A 17,704-nucleotide genomic window follows, 5' to 3' on the forward strand; every position below is an offset into this window, starting at 1 on the left:
CTGGTCACGGCCTTGCGGGGCGGCCGGAACACCCGCACGTTATCCCGGCCACCTCGGGTACGGGAAGAGTCCGAAAGACGTTCGTCAGGACGTACGACACCGCTCACCCGGCCGAGACCACCGCTCACCCGGCCGAGACCATCACTCAACCGGCCGGGACCATCACTCAACCGGCCGGGACCATCGCTCAACCGGCCGGGACCCGCCGGCGCCGCTCGCTCGGCCGAGCCACCGGCGTCACTCGCCCGGCCGAGGCCACCGGCATCACTCGCCCGGCCGAGACCGCTCGCCCGGCCGAGGCCACCGGAACCGCCGGCTCAGTTGAGGCCGCCGACGCCGTTCGTGGTGCCGCCGTCGCCCGAAACACCGCCGTCACCCGAGGCGCCGCCGTCGCCCGAGGCGCCGCCGGAGGTGTCCGTCGGCTGGCCGCCGGAGCTGGCCGTCGGCTGGCCGCCGCCGGTCGGGGCCGCCGTGCTCGGCTCGCCCGTCGGCTGGTCGGTCGGCTGGTCGGAGTACGTCTGCGACGGCGTGGCCGACGGCTGGTACGACGGCGTGTAGCCCGAACCGCCGCCGGAGCCGTTGCCGGAGCCGCCGCCGTAGCCGGTGGCCGTGTCGGTGGGCCGGTCGGTGGAGTCGTCGCTGGGCTTGGCGCTGTGGTCGTCGTGCTTGGTGGCGTGGGTGCCGGTCGGCGACTTGGTGGGGTGGGTGCCGCCGCCGTCCGAGCCGGCGTTCTTCAGCGCCAGCGCGGCGCCCGCCGCGATCGCGACGACCGCGAGGACGGCCAGCAGCCACAGCTTGCCGCGCCCGCCCCGGCCGCCGCCGTGCCCGTCGTAGCCGTCGTCGCCGTAGCCCGCCAGGGCCGGCTGCGGGATCTGCGTGGTGCCCGAGCCGACGTCCCCGGGGTGCGGCAGCACGGCGGTGCCGGCCAGGCCCGCCGCGGGCGTGTGCCGGCCCTCGTGCGCCTGCACCGGGCCGGTGTTCCAGGTGCCGGTGTGGCCGCCCTGCTCGTAGAGCATCTGCAGCCCGTACTGGACCAGGCCGCGCATCTCCTCCGCGGTCTGGAAGCGGTCGTCGGGATCCTTGGCCAGCGAGCGCATGACCAGGCCGTCCAGCTCCGGCGGGCAGGCGTCGGACACCTGCGACGGCGGCACCGGCGGGTCCTGCACGTGCTGGTAGACCACCGACAGCGGGGTCTCCCCGGTGAACGGCGGCCGGGAGGCCAGCAGTTCGTACAGCAGGCAGCCGGTCGCGTACAGGTCGGAGCGGTGGTCGACGGCCTTGCCGAGCGCCTGCTCCGGGGAGAGGTACTGCGGGGTGCCCATGACCATGCCGGTCTGCGTCATCGTCGTGGACGCCCCGTGCAGGGCGCGGGCGATGCCGAAGTCCATCACCTTCACCGCGCCGTTGTGGGTGATGATCACGTTGGCCGGCTTGATGTCGCGGTGCACGATGCCGTGCTGGTGCGAGTAGGCCAGCGCCTCCAGCACCCCGGAGACGATGATCAGGGCCTGCTCCGGGCCGGGCGCCTCGGCGTTCATCAGCAGGTCGCGGATGGTGCGGCCCTCGACCAGCTCCATGACGATGTACGGCACGGACTGGCCGCCGACAAGATCCTCGCCCGAGTCGTACACGGCGACGATGGCGTGGTGGTTCAGCCCGGCCACCGACTGCGCCTCGCGGGTGAACCGGGCCTTGGAGACCGGGTCCTCGGCGAGGTCGGAGCGCAGCAGCTTCACCGCCACCGTGCGGCCGAGACGTACGTCCTCGGCCGCGAACACCTCGGCCATGCCACCGCGCCCGAGCCTGCGGGTGAGCCGGTAGCGGCCGTCGCCGACCAGCCCGCCGTTGCCCCACATCTCCGGCGCGTCTGACATGCCGCCGCCAGTCGCCTCGGGGTCGGACGGGCCCTGGGCGCGCTGCGTCTGTGCCATCAGTCCTCGCCGTCGTTTCTGCCCGCGGTGCGCGCGGTGTTGTTACGGTCTCCGTCGGCCACGCTACAGCCTCCGCGCAAGCCTCCGAACCGATACGGGACCAGGACCGGCAGGAGACGGACCGGCCATCAAACCCTGGGCGCGTACGGTCGTGCAAATCCTGTGTACCGGGCGTACGCACGCTGTAACGCTTCCACGACGCTTCTTTCGCGTACGGTCACGGAACGGGCACCGCGCTTGACGTGTCGGTGCCCTCCGGCAGACTTGGCCGGGAATGCACAGGGAAACACCGGATCACCGAGCAGTCGGCGGCGTCTGAGAGGCCACGGGGGACACGGGAATGAGCCACGACGGCGCGCAGGGGCAGTACGCGGGGCAGGCGCTCGCCGGTGGGCGCTACCAGCTGCGCGACCTGCTCGGCCAGGGCGGCATGGCCTCGGTGCACCTCGCCCACGACACGGTCCTGGACCGCCAGGTCGCGATCAAGACACTGCACACCGAACTGGGCCGGGAACAGGCCTTCCGGGAGCGGTTCCGCCGCGAGGCGCAGGCCGTGGCGAAACTCACGCACACCAACATCGTCTCCGTCTTCGACACCGGCGAGGACGAGGTGGGCGGCATGACGACGCCGTACATCGTCATGGAGTACGTCGAGGGCCGCCCGCTCGGCACGGTGCTCGAGGAGGACGTGCGGCAGTACGGCGCGATGCCCGTCGACAAGGCGCTGAAGATCACCGCGGACGTGCTGGCGGCGCTGGAGATCAGCCACGAGAAGGGGCTGGTGCACCGCGACATCAAGCCGGGCAACGTGATGATCACCAAGCGCGGGGTCGTCAAGGTCATGGACTTCGGCATCGCCCGCGCCATGCAGTCCGGCGTCACCTCCATGACGCAGACCGGCATGGTCGTCGGCACCCCGCAGTACCTGTCGCCCGAGCAGGCCCTCGGCCGGGGCGTGGACGCGCGCAGCGACCTGTACTCGGTCGGCATCATGCTGTTCCAGCTGGTCACCGGCCGACTGCCGTTCGACGCGGACTCCCCGCTGGCGATCGCCTACGCGCACGTGCAGGAGGAGCCGCCGGTCCCGTCGTCGATCAACCGCTCGCTGCCGCCGGCCGTGGACGCGCTGATCGCCCGCGCCCTGAAGAAGAACCCGAACGAGCGCTTCCCCAGCGCCGAGACCATGCGCGACGAGTGCCTGCGCGTGGCCCAGGCCGTGCAGCCGGCTCCGCCGAGCATCGTGCCCGGCGCGCCCACCCCGAGCGGCGCCGGCGTCGGCTCCGCGGTCTTCCCGCCGGTCGGCCAGGCCGCTCCGGCGGCCGCCGGCAGCGTCCAGACGCCCTACCAGCCGACACCGAACCCCGGCCCGTACGGCACCCCGCCCCCCTCGGCACCGCAGCCCGCCTACGGCTACCCGCAGCAGGGGTACCAGACGCCCGGCCCGTCGCCCTACCCGCAGCAGGGCGCGCCGACCCCGCCGCCGTACGACCTCACCCCGCGCACCGGCGGCGCAGGCGGCGACCGGAGCAGCAAGCCGGTGGTCATCGGCTCGATCGTGGTCGCCGCCCTCACGGTGATCGGCCTGATCGTGGCACTGGCGGCACACAGGGACGGAAGCGACACCCCGGCGGGTGGCGGCGGATCGAGCGCCAGTGCGTCCGCATCGGTCTCCAAGGCGGCCGGCCACCGCGGTCCGGACCCCTCGAAGACGATCGAGACCACCGAGTGCACCGAGCCGCAGGAGTCGTACAACGACCCGAAGAAGGTCCGGCTGCCCGACTTCCAGTACAAGTACATCAAGTCGGTGAAATCCTGTTTCCAGGCCGCCGGCTGGAAAATGAAGATCAAATACGTCGACGAGAACACCTTCGGCGAGGGTGCGGTCATCGACCAGTTCCCCTCCGCCGGAACGGACGTCGACCCGAAGAACGTGCCCGAGATCGAGCTCAGCGTTTCGACGGGAAACCCCCCGTCCTGACGACCGCACGGCATGGGCCCGGCAGCCGCTCGGCTGCCGGGCCCATGCCGTGCCGGAGGCGTTCACCGGCGGCGTGTCGTGCCGGGGCGGCTCACAGGTAGGGGCCGCCCGAGCGGCCGCCGGCGCGGGGGTCGTCGTTCTCGTGGCCGATGCTCGACGGCAGGGCGCGGCGCATCTGCTCCAGTTGCGCCCGCGCGGCCATCTGCTGCGCGAACAGCGTCGTCTGGATCCCGTGGAACAGGCCCTCCAGCCAGCCCACCAACTGCGCCTGCGCGATGCGCAGCTCGGCGTCGCTGGGCGTCGCCTCGTCCGTGAACGGCAAGGAGAGCCGCTCCAGCTCCTCGACGAGCTCCGGTGCCAGGCCGTCCTCCAACTCCTTCACGGAGCTGGCGTGGATCTCCTTGAGGCGGTTGCGGCTGGCCTCGTCCAGAGGAGCCGCGCGCACCTCCTCGAGCAGCTGCTTGATCATGCTGCCGATCCGCATGACCTTGGCGGGCTGCTCCACCTGTTCCGTCACCGGGGTCTCGCGGGAGTCGTCGTCTCCGCCGCCGCCGAGCGCCATGCCGTCCTGGCCCACGACCAGGATCTTCTGCGCGTTCTCCGACGGCCTTTCGTTCCTCGGCATCTCCATGCCGTCATTGTCTCGCACGCGTTCTCCTCACCACCGTGCCACCCCGCGGCGCCGCGCGGGTTCACCGACGTTCGCCGTCCGCTCGGAAAGACGCGTCCGACGCACAGGAAGACGCGTCCGGCGGTCTTCCGTCGGCCCGCGCGCCGCGTCCTGCCGTCCATCAGGCGCGTGGACCCGTCCATCCTGCCCTCCCGGCCCGGGGCCTTTCCCCGGGTTCCGGCTTCCGGTCCTTTCCTTGGTTCCGACTGCCGGTCCTTTCCCTGGTTCCGACTCCTGGTCCTGCCCCCCTGGTCGGCCTCCTGGCGGAACCCGACATGCCGCCGCGGGCGAGCGGTGTGAGGGTGGTGACGTCGATCGAGGCCGACTGGCACCGAGAGGGGGTCACCGACGTGACTCCAGGGACAAGACCGTGGGCAGGACCATGGGCAAGACCGTGGACAGCCCCAGGGACGGCCGCGGGGACGACCGTGCGGACGGTCTCCGGGACCCGGGCGCGGGGCCTGCGGACGACGGGGCTGCTCATCGTCGCCGGGGCGGTCGTGTACGGGCCCGGCGAGGCCCGCGCGGCCGCCGAGCCGTCGTCTGTGGCCTCCGCGTCGTCCTCCGCGTCCTCCGCGGCCTCCGCATCCTCCGCGGTCTCCGTGTTCTCCACGGGCTCGGCATCCTCCATGGGCTCGGCATCCTCCGCGGCCTCCGTGCCCTCCGCGTCGGCGCCGTCGGCGGCGACAGCGACGGCGGCGGTGGCGGTGGAGTCCGGCGGTGGGCCGAGACCGGCCCACCGCCCGCCGTCCGCCTCCCGAGCCACCCCCGATTTCCTCTCCGCCTCCCGGTCCGCCTCCGCCTCCCGGTCCGGCTCGGCCTCCGCCTCCCCCGCCGAGCCCTCGCGGGCGGGCAGCCGGGCGGGTGAGGGGCGCCTGCGGCCGGGCCGGGCGGAGCCGAGCACCGCGGAGGAGGACGACGAGGAGACCGCTCCGGCCGCCGAGGACCCCGGTGACACGACCGACGAGGACGACGGCGGCGCGGACAACGGCGGCGCGGACGACACCGCCTCCCCGGTTCCCACGCCGACCGGGTCGGCGCCGTCCGCCGCGTCCCGGCCCGGCGTGGGGCGGGACGTGGCCCGGCCCGATCCAGGCACCGAGCCCGTCCTGCAGATCCTGCCCCTGGGCAGCGGCCTCGTCCTGATCGGCCTCGGCCTGGGGCTGGCCTTCGTGGCGCTGCGGCTGCGGCGGGGGACGCTGTAGTCGACGGCCGGGGACGCTGTAGTCGACGGCACCGGTGACGGGAGGCGGGCACCGCCGTGGCGGCGTACGGCCGGCCCGCGTCCCGTGCGGCGCCCTCCCTACGGCGTGACCAGCAGCACCTTGCCGACGTGGCCGCTGTCCTCCACCAGCCGGTGGGCGTCGGCGGCCCGGGGCATGGGCAGTTCGCGGTCGACGACCGGGCGGACGCGGCCGTCGGCGACGAGCGGCCAGACGTGTTCGCGGACGCTCGCGACGATCGACGCCTTCTCCTTCAGCGGCCGGGCGCGCAGCGAGGTCGCGGTGACGGCGCCGCGCTTGTTCAGCAGGGCGCCGATGTTCAGCTCGCCCTTGACGCCGCCCTGCATGCCGATGATCGCCAGGCGGCCGTTGACGGCGAGCGCCCGGACGTTGCGGTCGAGGTACTTGGCGCCCATGTTGTCGAGGATGACGTCGGCGCCCGCACCGCCGGTGGCCTGCCGGACCTCCTCGACGAAGTCCTGCTCGCGGTAGTTGACGAGGATGTCGGCGCCCAGTTCGGCGCAGCGCTCCAGCTTCTCCTTGGTGCCCGCGGTGACGGCGACCTTCGCGCCGAGCGCCTTGGCGAGCTGGATCGCCATGGTGCCGATGCCGCTGGAGCCGCCGTGCACGAGCAGCGTCTCGCCGGGCCGCAGGTGAGCGATCATGAAGACGTTGGACCAGACCGTGCAGACCACCTCGGGCAGCGCGGCCGCCTCCCGGAGGCCGACGCCCTGCGGCAGGGGCAGCAGCTGTCCGGCCGGGACGGCGACCTTCTGGGCGTAGCCGCCGCCGGCGAGCAGCGCGCACACCTCCTGCCCCACCGACCAGCCGGACACCCCGGGCCCGAGCGCGGCGATCCGCCCGGAGCACTCCAGGCCGGGGTAGGGGGAGGTGCCGGGCGGCGGATCGTAGAAGCCCTGCCGCTGCAGGATGTCGGCGCGGTTGACGGCACTGGCCGCCACCTCCACCAGGACCTCGCCCTCACCGGGCACGGGGTCGTCGACCTCGGCCCACACCAGCGCCTCGGGTCCACCGGGTTCGGGAATCGTGATCGCGTACATGGGATCGACGCTACTCCTCGCCCGCGTCCGGGGGCGGCGGTCAGTCCTGCGGGAGCGGTAGTCAGTCCTGCGGCAGCGGACGGGTGTCCGGGGTGACCCGGGCGCCGGGGGACGCGCGGACGATGGTGATCAGGCGGTCCGTCAACTGCAGGGTTCCGACGGCGGGGTCGTCGTAGCCGAGGACGCGGTGGCCGCGCACGACGCTGACCACCAGGTCGTCGGTCTCCCGTGGACTGCGGCCCGCCTCGGCCTTGGTGACGGGGCGTTCGACGACGTCCAGGCCGCTGCCCTGGTGGATGAGGTCCTCTATGACCATGCCGGCGGCGGGGCTGAGGACGGACAGGCCGAGCAGCCGGCCCGCGGCGCTGGCGGTGGTGATGACGGCATCGGCGCCGGACTGCTTCAGCAGCGGCGCGTTCTCCTCCTCCCGCACCGCGGCGACGATCTTGGCGGTCCGGTTGAGCTGGCGGGCGGTCAGGGTGACCAGGACGGCGGTGTCGTCGCGCTGGGGCGCGACGATGATCTGCCGGGCGCGGTGGGCCTCGGCCCGCTGGAGCACGTCGCTGTGGGTGGCGTCGCCGAGGACGCCGACGTAGCCCTCGGCGGCCGCGGCATCGACCGCCTTCGCGCTGGAGTCGACCACGACGATCCGGTCCTTCCTCGTCGCCGTGGCGTTGCCGCCCTGCGCGCTGATGGTCTGGATCGCCGAGCGGCCCTTGGTGCCGAAGCCGACGACGACGGTGTGGTCGCGCACGGTGGACCTCCAGCGGTTCAGGCGCCAGTCCTCACGGGTGCGCTCGGTGAGGACCTCGAGCGTGGTGCCGACGAGGACGATCAGGAACAGCACGCGCAGGGGTGTGACCAGGAAGATGCTGATCAGCCGGGCGGTGTCGGTGACCGGGGTGATGTCACCGTACCCGGTGGTGGAGAGGGTGACGGTGGCGTAGTAGAAGGCGTCGAGCGGGCCGACGTCCCCGTCCGCGGCGTCCCGGTAGCCGTCGTGGTCGGCGTAGACGATCAGGGCGGTCACGACCAGGAGCAGCAGGGCGAGGAGCACCCGTCCGGCGACCTGCCGGACGGGGGGCTTTGCGGGCTTGCGCGGCAGGCGCACCCGATGGCCGGCCCGGTGCCCGGCCCTGTGGTCGTCCGGCTCGCGGGCGATGTCGTCCTCGCCGGGAGGTTTCACGTGAAACACACCCCGATTCCGGCGGCCGCCCACGGCAGGTCGAGCAACTCGGCCTCCCGCCCCGCCCGGACGCCGCCCGGCGGTACGACGGCGAGGGCGTCGGCCGCGGCGATGCCGCGCAGCATGGCCGGGCCGTTGTAGTGCAGCGGCACGGCGTGGTCGCCGCGCAGCACGACGGGCACGAGCCGGGTGTCGTGCGGATGCCCCTGCACCGCATCCTTCAACGGCAGCGTGTACGGCTCCGGGACCGGGCGGGCGGACAGTGTGCGCAGCAGCGGCTCGGCGAGCGTGCACAGGCCGGAGACGGCCGCGAGGGGGTTGCCGGGCAGGCCGACGAGGTGCCGGCCGTCGGCGATGCGGGCGAGCAGCATGGGATGGCCGGGGCGCACCTTGACGCCGTCGACGAGGAACTCGGCGCCGATGCGGCGCAGGGTGGGGTGGAGGTGGTCGACGGGTCCGGAGGCGGTGCCGCCGGTGGTGACGATCAGGTCGGCGTCGCTGCCGGTGATCGCCGCGTGCAGCGCCTCGGCGTCGTCGCCGAGGCGCCGGACGTCGGTGACCTCGGCGCCGAGCGCACGCAGCCAGGGCGGCAGCATCGGGCCGAGCGCGTCCCGGATCAGGCCGTCGTGCGGCAGGCCCTCGGTGAGCAGTTCGTCGCCGAGCACGAACACCGCGGCGCGGGGCCGGGGCACGGTGGTGAGGGCGTCGTATCCGGCCGCCGCGGCCAGGCCCAGCACGGCCGGGGTGACCACGGTGCCGGCGGGCAGGAGCCGGTCGCCGCTGCGGCACTCCTGACCGCGCGGGCGGATGTCCTGGCCGGGGACGACCTCCCGGGTGGCGTGCAGGCGGCCCTTGGCGTCCGTACGGCCGTGCTCGGAGCGCAGGACGGCGGTGGTGCCGGGCGGGACACGGGCGCCGGTGGCGATGCGCACGGCCTCGCCGTCGGTGAGCGGCTCGGGCTGCGCGTGCCCGGCCAGCACGCCCTCGTCGCGGACGTCCCAGGGGGCGGGGCCGGCGACCGCCCAGCCGTCCATCGCGGAGGTGTCGAACGACGGCAGGTCGGTGAGGGCGGTGAGCGGGGCGGCCAGGACCAGGCCGAGAGCGGCGTCCAGGGGCGCGGTGACGGGGGTGCGGTGCGTGCCGGGGCGCACCGCGCGGGCCGCGGCGGCGCGGGCGTCCGGCCAGGGGGTGGCGTGGTGGCGCCCGGAGCGCGGGGTGTGCGGGGTGCGCGGCGAAGTGCCGGGGGTGCCGCCGCCGGGCGGGGTGCGGTCGGGGCGTGCGGGCCCGTCCCCGGGTGCGGGGGTGCCGGGCGCGCGGGCGTGGTCCTCGTTCACGAGAGCGAGCACCTCCTCGACGTCCAGGTCGTCGGCGGTGGTCTCGCCGTCGCGGATGCCGCGGGGGGTCATCCGGCGTCCGGGGCGGTGCCGGGACGGGGCGCGGTTCCCGGGTCGGGGGCGGCGGTGGCCCGGTCCGCACCACCGGGCGCTGCCACGTCACCGGGCGCTGCCGTGCCGCCGGTCGCTGCCGCCTGACCGCCCGGGGCGGCTGGGGCGGCCTGTTCGGCGTCTTCCGCTTTCCCTTCCTTCCCCTTCTTCCCCTCCTTTCCCGTCTTCCCCATCTCCCCGGCCTCCTCGGTCGTCTCCTCGGCCCAGCGCCGGGCCAGGGCTGCGGCCTTGTGGGCCGCCTCGGCGACCGCCTCCGGGCCCGCGCCGCCGTGCCGGGCGGCCGCGTAGCCGACGAGGAACGTGGTCAGGGGCGCCGCGGGCCGGGCCACGCCGTGCGCGGCGTCGCGGGCGAGGTCGAGCAGGACGCCGGTGTCGACCTCCAGGTCGATGCCCAGCTCGTCCTTGACTGCGGAAATCCATTCGTCCAACACGTGCCCATGCTCCCTGATCCGTGCTCGGGCCGTCGCGATGTCGTCCCAGGTGTCGCAGTCGAAGGAGGCGACGGCGTCGGGGACGCGGGTGAGCCGCAGCCCGGCGGTCAGCCGGCGCAGCGGCAGTCCGGCCAGACCGGTGTGCTCCCGGGTGAGGCGGGTGAGGGCACGGTGCAGCGCGGACGTGCGGTAGGCGGCGACGAGCGGCTGGTCGCGCCCGTCGGCGTCGGTGAGCAACGCGCCGTCCGCGCCGCTCGCGGCGAGGGCGGCGGTGAGGCTGCCCACCGTCCGCTCGCGCAGGAACGGCAGGTCGGCGGAGAGCACGACGACGCACTCCGCCGTGGTGTGCCGCAGGCCGGCGGCGAGGGCGGCGAGCGGCCCGGCGCCCGGCGGGTCCTCCCGTGTCCACAGCACCGGCCGCGCGGTGGGGCGGGGGTCGGCCACCACCACCGTGCTGCGGGCGCCGGCGGACGCGTCGAGCACCCGGTCCAGCAGTGCGCGCCCGCCCACCCGCATCCCGGGCTTGTCGGCCCCGCCGAGCCGCCGCGCGGCACCGCCGGCGAGCACGACGGCGTCGTACGGGCCTGCGGCGACTGGCTCGGTGGGTGTCTCGGCGGTCACCCCCCGAGTATGCGGGGCCGGGCGACCGCGGGGAATGCCAGGCCCCCGCGCAGCGGGGCGCCGGACGCTCCCGGCGCCTCTCACGGTGCGCCCAGTGTTCCCCGTGCCCGTCCACGAGGGTGCCGGAGTGCCTGGTACTTGGGGTGCCTGGTACTTGGTGCCCGGCGCCCGGCGCCCGGTCAGAGCGTGCTCAGAGCGTGCTCAGAGCGTGCGCAGCAGCACCGCCGGCTGTTCCACGCAGTCCGCGACGTACCGCAGGAAGCCGCCCGCCGTGCCGCCGTCGCACACCCGGTGGTCGAAGGTGAGGGAGAGCTGGACGACCTGCCGGACGGCCAGTTCCCCCTGGTGGACCCACGGCTTGGGGGTGATGCGGCCGACGCCGAGCATCGCGGCCTCGGGGTGGTTGAGGATCGGCGTGGAGCCGTCGACGCCGAACACGCCGTAGTTGTTCAGCGTGAACGTGCCGCCGGTGAGGTCCGCGGGGCTGAGCGTGCCGGCCCGTGCCGCCTCGGTGAGGCGGGCGAACTCGGCGGTCAGCGACTCGGCGTCCCGGGTGTGCGCGTCCTTGACGACCGGCACGACCAGGCCGCGCTCGGTCTGCGCGGCGAAGCCCAGGTGCACCTCGGGCAGGCGCACGATCTCCCGGGCCTCGACGTCGACGGTGGCGTTGAGCTCGGGGAAGCGGGCCAGGGCGGCGGTGCAGATGCGGGCCAGTAGGGCGAGCAGGGAGATCTTCGGACCGCCGGCCGCGTTCATGGCCTGCCGCGCCCGCATCAGCTCGGTCGCGTCGGCGTCCACCCAGCAGGTCGCGTCGGGTATCTCGCGGCGGCTGCGGGAGAGCTTGTCGGCCACGGCTCCGCGTACGCCCCTGAGGGGGATGCGGGTGGCGGAGGCGGCGATGTGGTGACCGGCCTCGGGCGCGGCCGCGCCCTCCGGGCGGGCGGCGCCGGTGGCGGCGGTGCCGGCCGCCGAGGGGGCCGCGGTGCGGTTGCGGGCCGCGTTGGCGCGCAGGACGTCCTCGACGTCCGCTCGCAGGATCAGCCCGTCGGGCCCCGAACCGGACAGTTGCCGCAGGTCCACGCCGTGCTCCCGGGCGAGCCGGCGCACGAGCGGGGAGATGACGGCCACGGGGCCGTCGCCGTCGCGCCCGTCGTCCTGCCGGGAGGCGCCGACGACCGGGGACGGCCCGGCGTGGGCGCGGGTCCGGGCGGGCCGGTGGGCGGGAACGGTGCCGGTGGTGGGCGTACGGGGGCTCGCGGCACGGGTGCCCGCACCGGTCGCGCCGGTTTCGGCCGTGCCGGTCGCGAGGGTCTGGCCGGTGCCCGTCCCGGCCGCGGGGGAGACGGACGCCCCGTTGGCGGCGGCGTGTTCCGCGGCCGGCGCGGTCCGCCCCGCCGATCCGTTCCTTCCGGGCGTCTCCCCGGGCGTCTCCCCGGGCGTCGTCCGCGCGTCCGGCGTGCCGTTCGCCGCGCCTGGCACCAGCGGGTTCGGCCGCACACGGCGCCGCCGGGCCGGGGGCGCGCCCGTGCCGTAGCCGACGAGGACGTTGCCCGAGCCCTCGGTCCGGCCGCCACCGCTACCGGTACCGCCACTGCCGGTGCCACCACTGCCGGTGCCACCACTGCCGGTGCCGCCGTCGGTGCGGGCGCCGTCGCGGTCACCGTCTCCGGGAGTGTCGCCGGAGGCCGTCTCGCCGACGGCGACGGTCAGCAGCGGCGCCCCGACGGGCAGCTCCGTGCCCTCCTCGCCGAAGCGGGCGGTGACCACGCCGCCGTAGGGGCAGGGCACCTCCACCATCGCCTTGGCCGTCTCGACCTCGACGACCGGCTGGTCGACGGTGACGACGTCGCCGACCTCGACCAGCCAGCGGACGATCTCCGCCTCCGTCAGGCCCTCCCCGAGGTCGGGGAGCCTGAACTCCAGCACCTGTGCCATCAGCGCTCGGCCTCCCATTGCAGACGCCCCACGGCGTCCAGGATGCGGTCCACGCCGGGCAGGTGGTAGCGCTCCAGCATCGGCGGCGGATAGGGGACGTCGAATCCCGCCACCCGCAGCACCGGCGCCTCCAGGTAGTGGAAGCAGCGCTCGGTGACACGCGCGGCGATCTCTCCTCCCGGGCCGCCGAACCCGCCCGACTCGTGCACGACGACCGCGCGTCCGGTGCGCCGGACGGACGCGCAGACCGTCTCGTCGTCGAACGGCACCAGGGAGCGCAGGTCGACGACTTCCAGATCCCAGCCCTCCTCCCGGGCCGCCTCGGCGGCTTCGAGGCAGACGGGAAGGGACGGGCCGTAGGTGATGAGGGTGGCGCTCCGCCCGGAGCGCCGCACCACCGCGCGGCCTATCGGCTCAACGGCCGGCGGGTCGTCCGGGTTCCAGGCGTCCTTGGACCAGTACAGCCGCTTGGGCTCCAGGAAGACGACCGGGTCGTCGGAGGCGATGGCCTGGCGCAGCAGGCCGTAGGCGTCGGCCACGGTGGCGGGCGTGACGACGTGCAGCCCGGGGGTGGCCATGTAGTACGCCTCGGAGGAGTCGCTGTGGTGCTCGACACCGCCGATGCCGCCGCCGTAGGGGACGCGGATGGTGATCGGCAGGGGCATGGTCCCGCGGGTGCGGTTGCGCATGCGGCAGACGTGGCTGACGAGCTGCTCGAACGCGGGGTAGGCGAACGCGTCGAACTGCATCTCCACCACCGGCCTGAGCCCGTACATCGCCATGCCGACGGCGGTGCCGAGGATGCCGGCCTCGGCCAGCGGGGTGTCCGTGCACCGGTGGTCGCCGAACTCCTTGGCCAGGCCGTCGGTGATGCGGAAGACACCGCCGAGGGTGCCGACGTCCTCGCCCAGCACGTGCACGTCCGGGTCGGCGGCCAGCGCGTCGCGCAGCGCGCGCGTGAGCGCCTGCGCCATGGTGGCGGGCTTGACCGCGACGGTGGTCATCGGGCACCCCCCTCCGGCTCCGCGGCCAGCTCGGCCTCGGCCTCGAGCTCGGCCCGCAGCAGGGCCTGCTGCTCGCGCAGCTGGGGGGTCGGTTCGGCGTAGACGTGGGCGAAGAGGTCCATGGGGTCGAGGTGCGGGTCCTGGTTCATGCGGGTGCGCAGGTCGGCGGCGAAGGCCTCGGCGTCGTCGCGGGCGGCGCGGATGCCGTCCTCGTCGATCAGGCCGCGCGCGGTCAGCTCCCGCTCCAGCAGCAGGATCGGGTCGTGCTCGCGCCAGGTCTCGACCTCGGCGTCCTCGCGGTAGCGGGTGGCGTCGTCGGCGTTGGTGTGGGCGTCGAGGCGGTAGGTGATCGCCTCCACCAGGGTGGGGCCGCCGCCCGCGCGTGCACGGGCCACGGCGTCGGCGAGGACCTCGTGCACGGCCGCCGCGTCGTTGCCGTCGACCAGGCGGCCGGGCATGCCGTAGCCGACCGCCTTGTGGGCGAGGGAGGGCGCGGCGGTCTGCTTGGCGAGCGGGACGGAGATGGCGAAGCCGTTGTTCTGCACCAGGAAGACCACCGGGGCCTGCCAGACGGCCGCGAAGTTCAGCGCCTCGTGGAAGTCGCCCTCGCTGGTGCCGCCGTCGCCGACCAGGGCGAGGGCGACCACGTCGTCGCCCTTGAGGCGGGCGGCGTGCGCGAGGCCCACGGCGTGCGGGAGCTGGGTGGCCAGCGGGGTGCACAGGGGGGCGACGCGGTGGGCGTGGGGGTCGTAACCGGTGTGCCAGTCGCCGCGCAGGAGGGTGAGGGCCTGCACGGGGTCCACTCCGCGTGCCACGGCGGCGAGCGTGTCCCGGTAGCTGGGGAAGAGCCAGTCCTGCTCCTGCAGGACCAGGGCGGCGGCGACCTCGCAGGCCTCCTGGCCGGTGCTGGAGGGGTAGACGGCCAGGCGGCCCTGCTTGGTGAGGGCCGTCGCCTGCGCGTTGTACCGCCGGCCGCGCACCAGCTCGGCGTACAGGCGGCGCAGCAGCGCCGGATCGGCCTTGGCGGCCGCCTCCGTGCCGAGCACCCGGTAGGGGGTCGTGTCCGGCAGCAGAGGCGTGGGATCCGTACGGGGCTGCCAGGCGGGCGGCGGGGACGGGCGGTAGGCGCCCCGCTGCTCCATGACCGTCATGACGGCACCTCCTCGTGGGAGCGGCTTGGGAGGCGCAGCGTCCGTGATGCGCCTCCCAACCGATTGTTCGGTCGTCGGCACATTCTGGCTACAGGTGGCCCAAGGCTGTGGACAAACGGTTCTCCACAGCCTGAGATGGACGCAGTGCGTCCATGCCGGGAAAGCGGGGGAACATGGCATCTGAACAAATGGCCGACAGACCCGATGCGACGGCCCCCGCGCCGCCCCGTTCCCTGGACGCCGTGGACCACGACATCCTGCGCATCCTGCAGGTGGACGGCCGCGCCTCCATACGGTCGGTCGCCGAGCGGGTCCACGTCTCGCGCGCCAACGCCTACGCGCGCATCAACCGCCTCCTCGAGGACGGCGTGATCCGCGGCTTCAGCGCCCGCGTCGACCACGAGCGCGCCGGGCAGGGCACCTCGGCCTACATCACGCTGAAGATCGTGCAGAACTCCTGGCGCACCGTGCGCGAGCAGCTGCGGCAGCTGCCCGGCGCCGCCCACATCGCCCTGGTGGGCGGCGACTTCGACGTGCTGCTGCTGGTGCACACGCCCGACAACCGGGCGCTGCGCGAGCTGGTGCTCACCCGGCTCCAGGCCATCCCCGAGGTGCTCAGCACCCGCACGCTGCTGGTCTTCGAGGAGGAGGAGCTGGAGCCGCAGGAGGGACCCGGGCGGGGAACGCCGAAGCCGCAGGAGTGACCGCGCGGGGAGCGCCTGAGCCGCCGCGGGGGCGATGCGCGGGGGATGCTCCTGACGCGCGGAGGATGCTCCTACGTATGTCAGTCCTGCCAGTCCTGCCAGTCCTGCCCAGTCCTGCCCAGTCCTGTCAGTCCTGGCGGCGCAGGCCCGCGAACGCCAGCTGCACGACGGCGTCGGCGACCTCCTGCCGGCCCATGCCGCGCCCGTCGGGCCGGTACCACTCCACGATCGAGTTGATCATCCCGAAGACCAGCCGGGTGGCCAGCCGCACCTCCACGTCACCGCGCACGTCCCCGTCGGCGGCCGCCGCCTTCATCAGCTCGGCGACCCGGTGGTCGAACTCGCGCCGCCGCTGCAGCGCCCACCGCTCGGTGCCGGTGTTGCCGCGCACCCGCAGCAGCAGCGTGACGTACGGCAGCTCGGCGATGAGGACCTCCACCATGCGCCGTACGACGTACTCCAGGCGCTCGGCGGCCCGCCCCGTGCGCGCGGGCTCCTCGTCGAGGATGCCGAACAGCCCGTCCAGGGCCCGGCTGACCGCGCGGCGCAGCAACTCCTCCTTGCTCGCCACGTGGTGGTAGATCGACGACTTGGAGATGCCGGCCGCCTTGGACAGGTGCTCCATGGAGGTGCCGTCGTAGCCGCGCTCGTTGAAGACCTGCACGGCGACGGACAGCAGCGTCTCGGGGGTGTACGTGTCGCGCCTGGCGGTGGTCATGCGGTGCCCTCCCCCTGGTCGGTGGCGTACGCGTGCCGGTAGAGCGCGAGAGAGGGAGCGTAGCGCCCGCACGGGTCGCGCAGGTGCAGACCGTCCAGGAGGTCGTAGGCCCAGCGGCGGCCGAGGCGGCGGCTCCACTCGAAGGGCCCGAGCGGGTAGTTGACGCCCAGGCGCATCGCGGTGTCGACGTCCTCCTCGGTGGCCACGCCCCGGGCCACGGCGTCGTGCGCCAGGTCGATGATCCGGGCGACCGTGCGGGCGACGATCATGCCGGGGACGTCGCCGATGACGCTGACCTTCTTGCCGAGCGCCTGGAAGAGGCCGACGGCCTCCTTCAGGGTCTGCGGCGAGGTGTCCTGCGCGGCGGACAGGGCGATGCGGGTGGCCTTGCGGTAGTCCAGGGCGAGGTCGAAGAAGACGGTGTCGCGCAGTTCGGCCGAGGTGCGGCCGTCGGCGAGGGCGAGGTGGCCGCCGCCGGGCAGCACCAGGCGGGTGCCCTCGTCCTCCTCGTCGCGCTCCCCCTCGCGCACCGGGATGCCCGCCTCGCGGATCAGCGCCAGCACCTCCGCGGCGGGCCCCAGGTCGCCCTCGGCGACGACGTGGGCGGGCGGCTCGGCCGGCTCGGCGGTGTGCGGCTCGGGGCGTTCGGCGCCGTCGCCGTAGTCGTACCAGCCGCGGCCGCTCTTGCGGCCCAGGCGGCCGGCCTCGACCAGGCGGCGCTGGGCGAGGGAGGGCGTGAAGCGGACGTCCTGGAAGAAGGACCGCCACACCGAGTGCGTGACCGCCTCGTTGACGTCCTGCCCGATCAGGTCGGTCAGTTCGAAGGCGCCCATCCGGAAGCCGCCGCACTCGCGCAGGATCGCGTCGATGGTCGCCGGGTCGGCGGCCTGGTACTCGTACGCCGCGAACGCCTCGGCGTAGAAGGGCCGCGCGATGCGGTTGACGATGAAGCCGGGGGTGTCGGCGCAGGCGACCGGGGTCTTGCCCCAGGCGCGGGCGGTCTCGTACGCGCGTGTGGCGGACGCGACGTCGGTGGCGAACCCGGAGACGACCTCCACCAGCGGCATCAGCGGCGCCGGGTTGAAGAAGTGCAGGCCCACGAAGCGGCCCGGGTGGGCGAGGGCGCCACCGATGGCGCTCACCGACAGGGAGGAGGTGTTGGTGGCCAGCAGGCAGCCGTCGGCGACCACCTTCTCCAGTTCGCGGAACAGGTCCTGCTTGATGTCCAGCCGCTCCACGACGGCCTCCACGACCAGGGCGCAGTCCGCGAGCTCGCCGAGCTCCGACGCGGCGCGCAGGCGGGCGAGGGCGGCGTCCCGGTCGGCGGCGGTGAGCCGTTCCTTCTCGACGAGCCGGGCCAGGCGCGCGGCGATCGCGTCGGCCGCCTCCCGCGCGCGGCCGGGTACGGCGTCGTAGAGGTGCACCGGATGGCCCGCGACCAGCGCGACCTGGGCGATGCCCTGGCCCATGGTGCCGGTGCCGACGACGGCCACGGGGCTGCTGAGGTCGAGTGCTGTCATGTGCGCGATCCTCCCGCAAGGGGTTTTCCACAGATGCGGCAGGCCCCCTTGAACCGACCGATCGTTCGGTTACTCTAGCCCTGCACGGCAGTTTCCGCCCAGGTCATGAGCTCGACGCCGAGCTCT

14 protein-coding genes are annotated in these 17,704 nt (G+C 74.3%); 3 read left to right on the forward strand and 11 right to left on the reverse strand.

What is annotated here, in order from left to right; all coding sequences use genetic code 11:
* Positions 1–317: 317 nt before the first annotated feature.
* Complete coding sequence (locus IE225_RS10180; RefSeq protein ID WP_190057058.1) at positions 318–1,931, reverse strand: protein kinase domain-containing protein; 1,614 nt, start codon at positions 1,929–1,931, stop codon at positions 318–320.
* 340 nt (positions 1,932–2,271) lie between these two features.
* On the opposite strand from IE225_RS10180, the gene IE225_RS10185 reads away from it, so the two are divergent.
* Positions 2,272–3,909 (forward strand): protein kinase domain-containing protein, encoded by a 1,638-nt coding sequence (locus IE225_RS10185; RefSeq protein ID WP_190057059.1) that lies wholly within the window; start codon positions 2,272–2,274, stop codon positions 3,907–3,909.
* A 91-nt stretch (positions 3,910–4,000) separates the two neighbouring features.
* On the opposite strand, the gene IE225_RS10190 is transcribed toward IE225_RS10185, so the two are convergent.
* Positions 4,001–4,540, reverse strand: coding sequence for a bacterial proteasome activator family protein (locus IE225_RS10190; RefSeq protein WP_190057131.1), 540 nt, complete (start codon positions 4,538–4,540; stop codon positions 4,001–4,003).
* A 467-nt stretch (positions 4,541–5,007) separates the two neighbouring features.
* Here IE225_RS10190 and IE225_RS10195 point away from each other — a divergent pair, with 467 nt between their 5' ends.
* The gene (locus IE225_RS10195; RefSeq protein ID WP_190057060.1) at positions 5,008–5,784 is read left to right on the forward strand and encodes a hypothetical protein; all 777 of its coding nucleotides are present in this window, start codon (positions 5,008–5,010) and stop codon (positions 5,782–5,784) included.
* Between the two features lie 98 nt (positions 5,785–5,882).
* Here the strand turns inward: IE225_RS10195 and IE225_RS10200 are convergent, their stop codons facing one another.
* The 7 genes from IE225_RS10200 to pdhA form a co-directional block, all read right to left on the reverse strand.
* Positions 5,883–6,863, reverse strand: a complete 981-nt coding sequence (locus IE225_RS10200; protein WP_190057061.1) for an NAD(P)H-quinone oxidoreductase — start codon at positions 6,861–6,863, stop codon at positions 5,883–5,885.
* Positions 6,864–6,924: 61 nt separating this feature from the next.
* Complete coding sequence (locus tag IE225_RS10205; RefSeq protein ID WP_190057062.1) at positions 6,925–8,049, reverse strand: potassium channel family protein; 1,125 nt, start codon at positions 8,047–8,049, stop codon at positions 6,925–6,927.
* Complete coding sequence (locus IE225_RS10210; protein WP_190057063.1) at positions 8,046–9,455, reverse strand: molybdopterin molybdotransferase MoeA; 1,410 nt, start codon at positions 9,453–9,455, stop codon at positions 8,046–8,048. The genes IE225_RS10205 and IE225_RS10210 overlap by 4 nt, the downstream gene beginning before the upstream one ends.
* Entirely contained in the window at positions 9,452–10,546 is a 1,095-nt protein-coding gene (locus IE225_RS10215) for an NTP transferase domain-containing protein (RefSeq protein WP_229879390.1), read from the reverse strand. The genes IE225_RS10210 and IE225_RS10215 overlap by 4 nt, the downstream gene beginning before the upstream one ends.
* Positions 10,547–10,747: 201 nt before the next feature.
* Positions 10,748–12,481, reverse strand: coding sequence for a dihydrolipoamide acetyltransferase family protein (locus tag IE225_RS10220; RefSeq protein WP_190057064.1), 1,734 nt, complete (start codon positions 12,479–12,481; stop codon positions 10,748–10,750).
* Positions 12,481–13,485 (reverse strand): alpha-ketoacid dehydrogenase subunit beta, encoded by a 1,005-nt coding sequence (locus IE225_RS10225; RefSeq protein WP_190057065.1) that lies wholly within the window; start codon positions 13,483–13,485, stop codon positions 12,481–12,483. Before IE225_RS10225 ends, IE225_RS10220 begins: the two co-directional genes overlap by 1 nt.
* A complete protein-coding gene (gene pdhA / locus IE225_RS10230) occupies positions 13,482–14,636 on the reverse strand; it encodes a pyruvate dehydrogenase (acetyl-transferring) E1 component subunit alpha (RefSeq protein WP_190057066.1) in 1,155 nt (384 codons plus the stop codon). Before pdhA ends, IE225_RS10225 begins: the two co-directional genes overlap by 4 nt.
* Before the next feature lie 188 nt (positions 14,637–14,824).
* On the opposite strand from pdhA, the gene IE225_RS10235 reads away from it, so the two are divergent.
* Positions 14,825–15,340 carry an Lrp/AsnC family transcriptional regulator gene (locus tag IE225_RS10235; protein WP_190057067.1) on the forward strand — a complete coding sequence of 172 codons (516 nt, stop codon included), beginning with the start codon at positions 14,825–14,827 and terminating at the stop codon, positions 15,338–15,340.
* 127 nt (positions 15,341–15,467) lie between these two features.
* On the opposite strand, the gene IE225_RS10240 is transcribed toward IE225_RS10235, so the two are convergent.
* A complete protein-coding gene (locus IE225_RS10240) occupies positions 15,468–16,058 on the reverse strand; it encodes a TetR/AcrR family transcriptional regulator (RefSeq protein ID WP_190057068.1) in 591 nt (196 codons plus the stop codon).
* Positions 16,055–17,578 (reverse strand): 3-hydroxyacyl-CoA dehydrogenase, encoded by a 1,524-nt coding sequence (locus IE225_RS10245; RefSeq protein ID WP_190057069.1) that lies wholly within the window; start codon positions 17,576–17,578, stop codon positions 16,055–16,057. The genes IE225_RS10240 and IE225_RS10245 overlap by 4 nt, the downstream gene beginning before the upstream one ends.
* Positions 17,579–17,704: the final 126 nt, after the last annotated feature.

The organism is Streptomyces echinoruber (assembly GCF_014651135.1).
In the GTDB taxonomy this organism is placed as follows: Bacteria; Actinomycetota; Actinomycetes; order Streptomycetales; family Streptomycetaceae; genus Streptomyces; species Streptomyces echinoruber.

Excerpts from the sequence above, each read along its gene's own strand:
- IE225_RS10225 (WP_190057065.1), bottom strand. The coding sequence starts at position 13,485 with ATGACCACCGTCGCGGTCAAGCCCGCCACCATGGCGCAGGCGCTCACG.
- IE225_RS10220 (WP_190057064.1), bottom strand. The coding sequence starts at position 12,481 with ATGGCACAGGTGCTGGAGTTCAGGCTCCCCGACCTCGGGGAGGGCCTG.
- IE225_RS10245 (WP_190057069.1), bottom strand. The coding sequence starts at position 17,578 with ATGACAGCACTCGACCTCAGCAGCCCCGTGGCCGTCGTCGGCACCGGC.
- IE225_RS10200 (WP_190057061.1), bottom strand. The coding sequence starts at position 6,863 with ATGTACGCGATCACGATTCCCGAACCCGGTGGACCCGAGGCGCTGGTG.
- IE225_RS10210 (WP_190057063.1), bottom strand. The coding sequence starts at position 9,455 with ATGACCCCCCGCGGCATCCGCGACGGCGAGACCACCGCCGACGACCTG.
- pdhA (WP_190057066.1), bottom strand. The coding sequence starts at position 14,636 with ATGACGGTCATGGAGCAGCGGGGCGCCTACCGCCCGTCCCCGCCGCCC.
- IE225_RS10190 (WP_190057131.1), bottom strand. The coding sequence starts at position 4,540 with ATGGAGATGCCGAGGAACGAAAGGCCGTCGGAGAACGCGCAGAAGATC.
- IE225_RS10180 (WP_190057058.1), bottom strand. The coding sequence starts at position 1,931 with ATGGCACAGACGCAGCGCGCCCAGGGCCCGTCCGACCCCGAGGCGACT.
- IE225_RS10240 (WP_190057068.1), bottom strand. The coding sequence starts at position 16,058 with ATGACCACCGCCAGGCGCGACACGTACACCCCCGAGACGCTGCTGTCC.
- IE225_RS10235 (WP_190057067.1), top strand. The coding sequence starts at position 14,825 with ATGGCCGACAGACCCGATGCGACGGCCCCCGCGCCGCCCCGTTCCCTG.
- IE225_RS10185 (WP_190057059.1), top strand. The coding sequence starts at position 2,272 with ATGAGCCACGACGGCGCGCAGGGGCAGTACGCGGGGCAGGCGCTCGCC.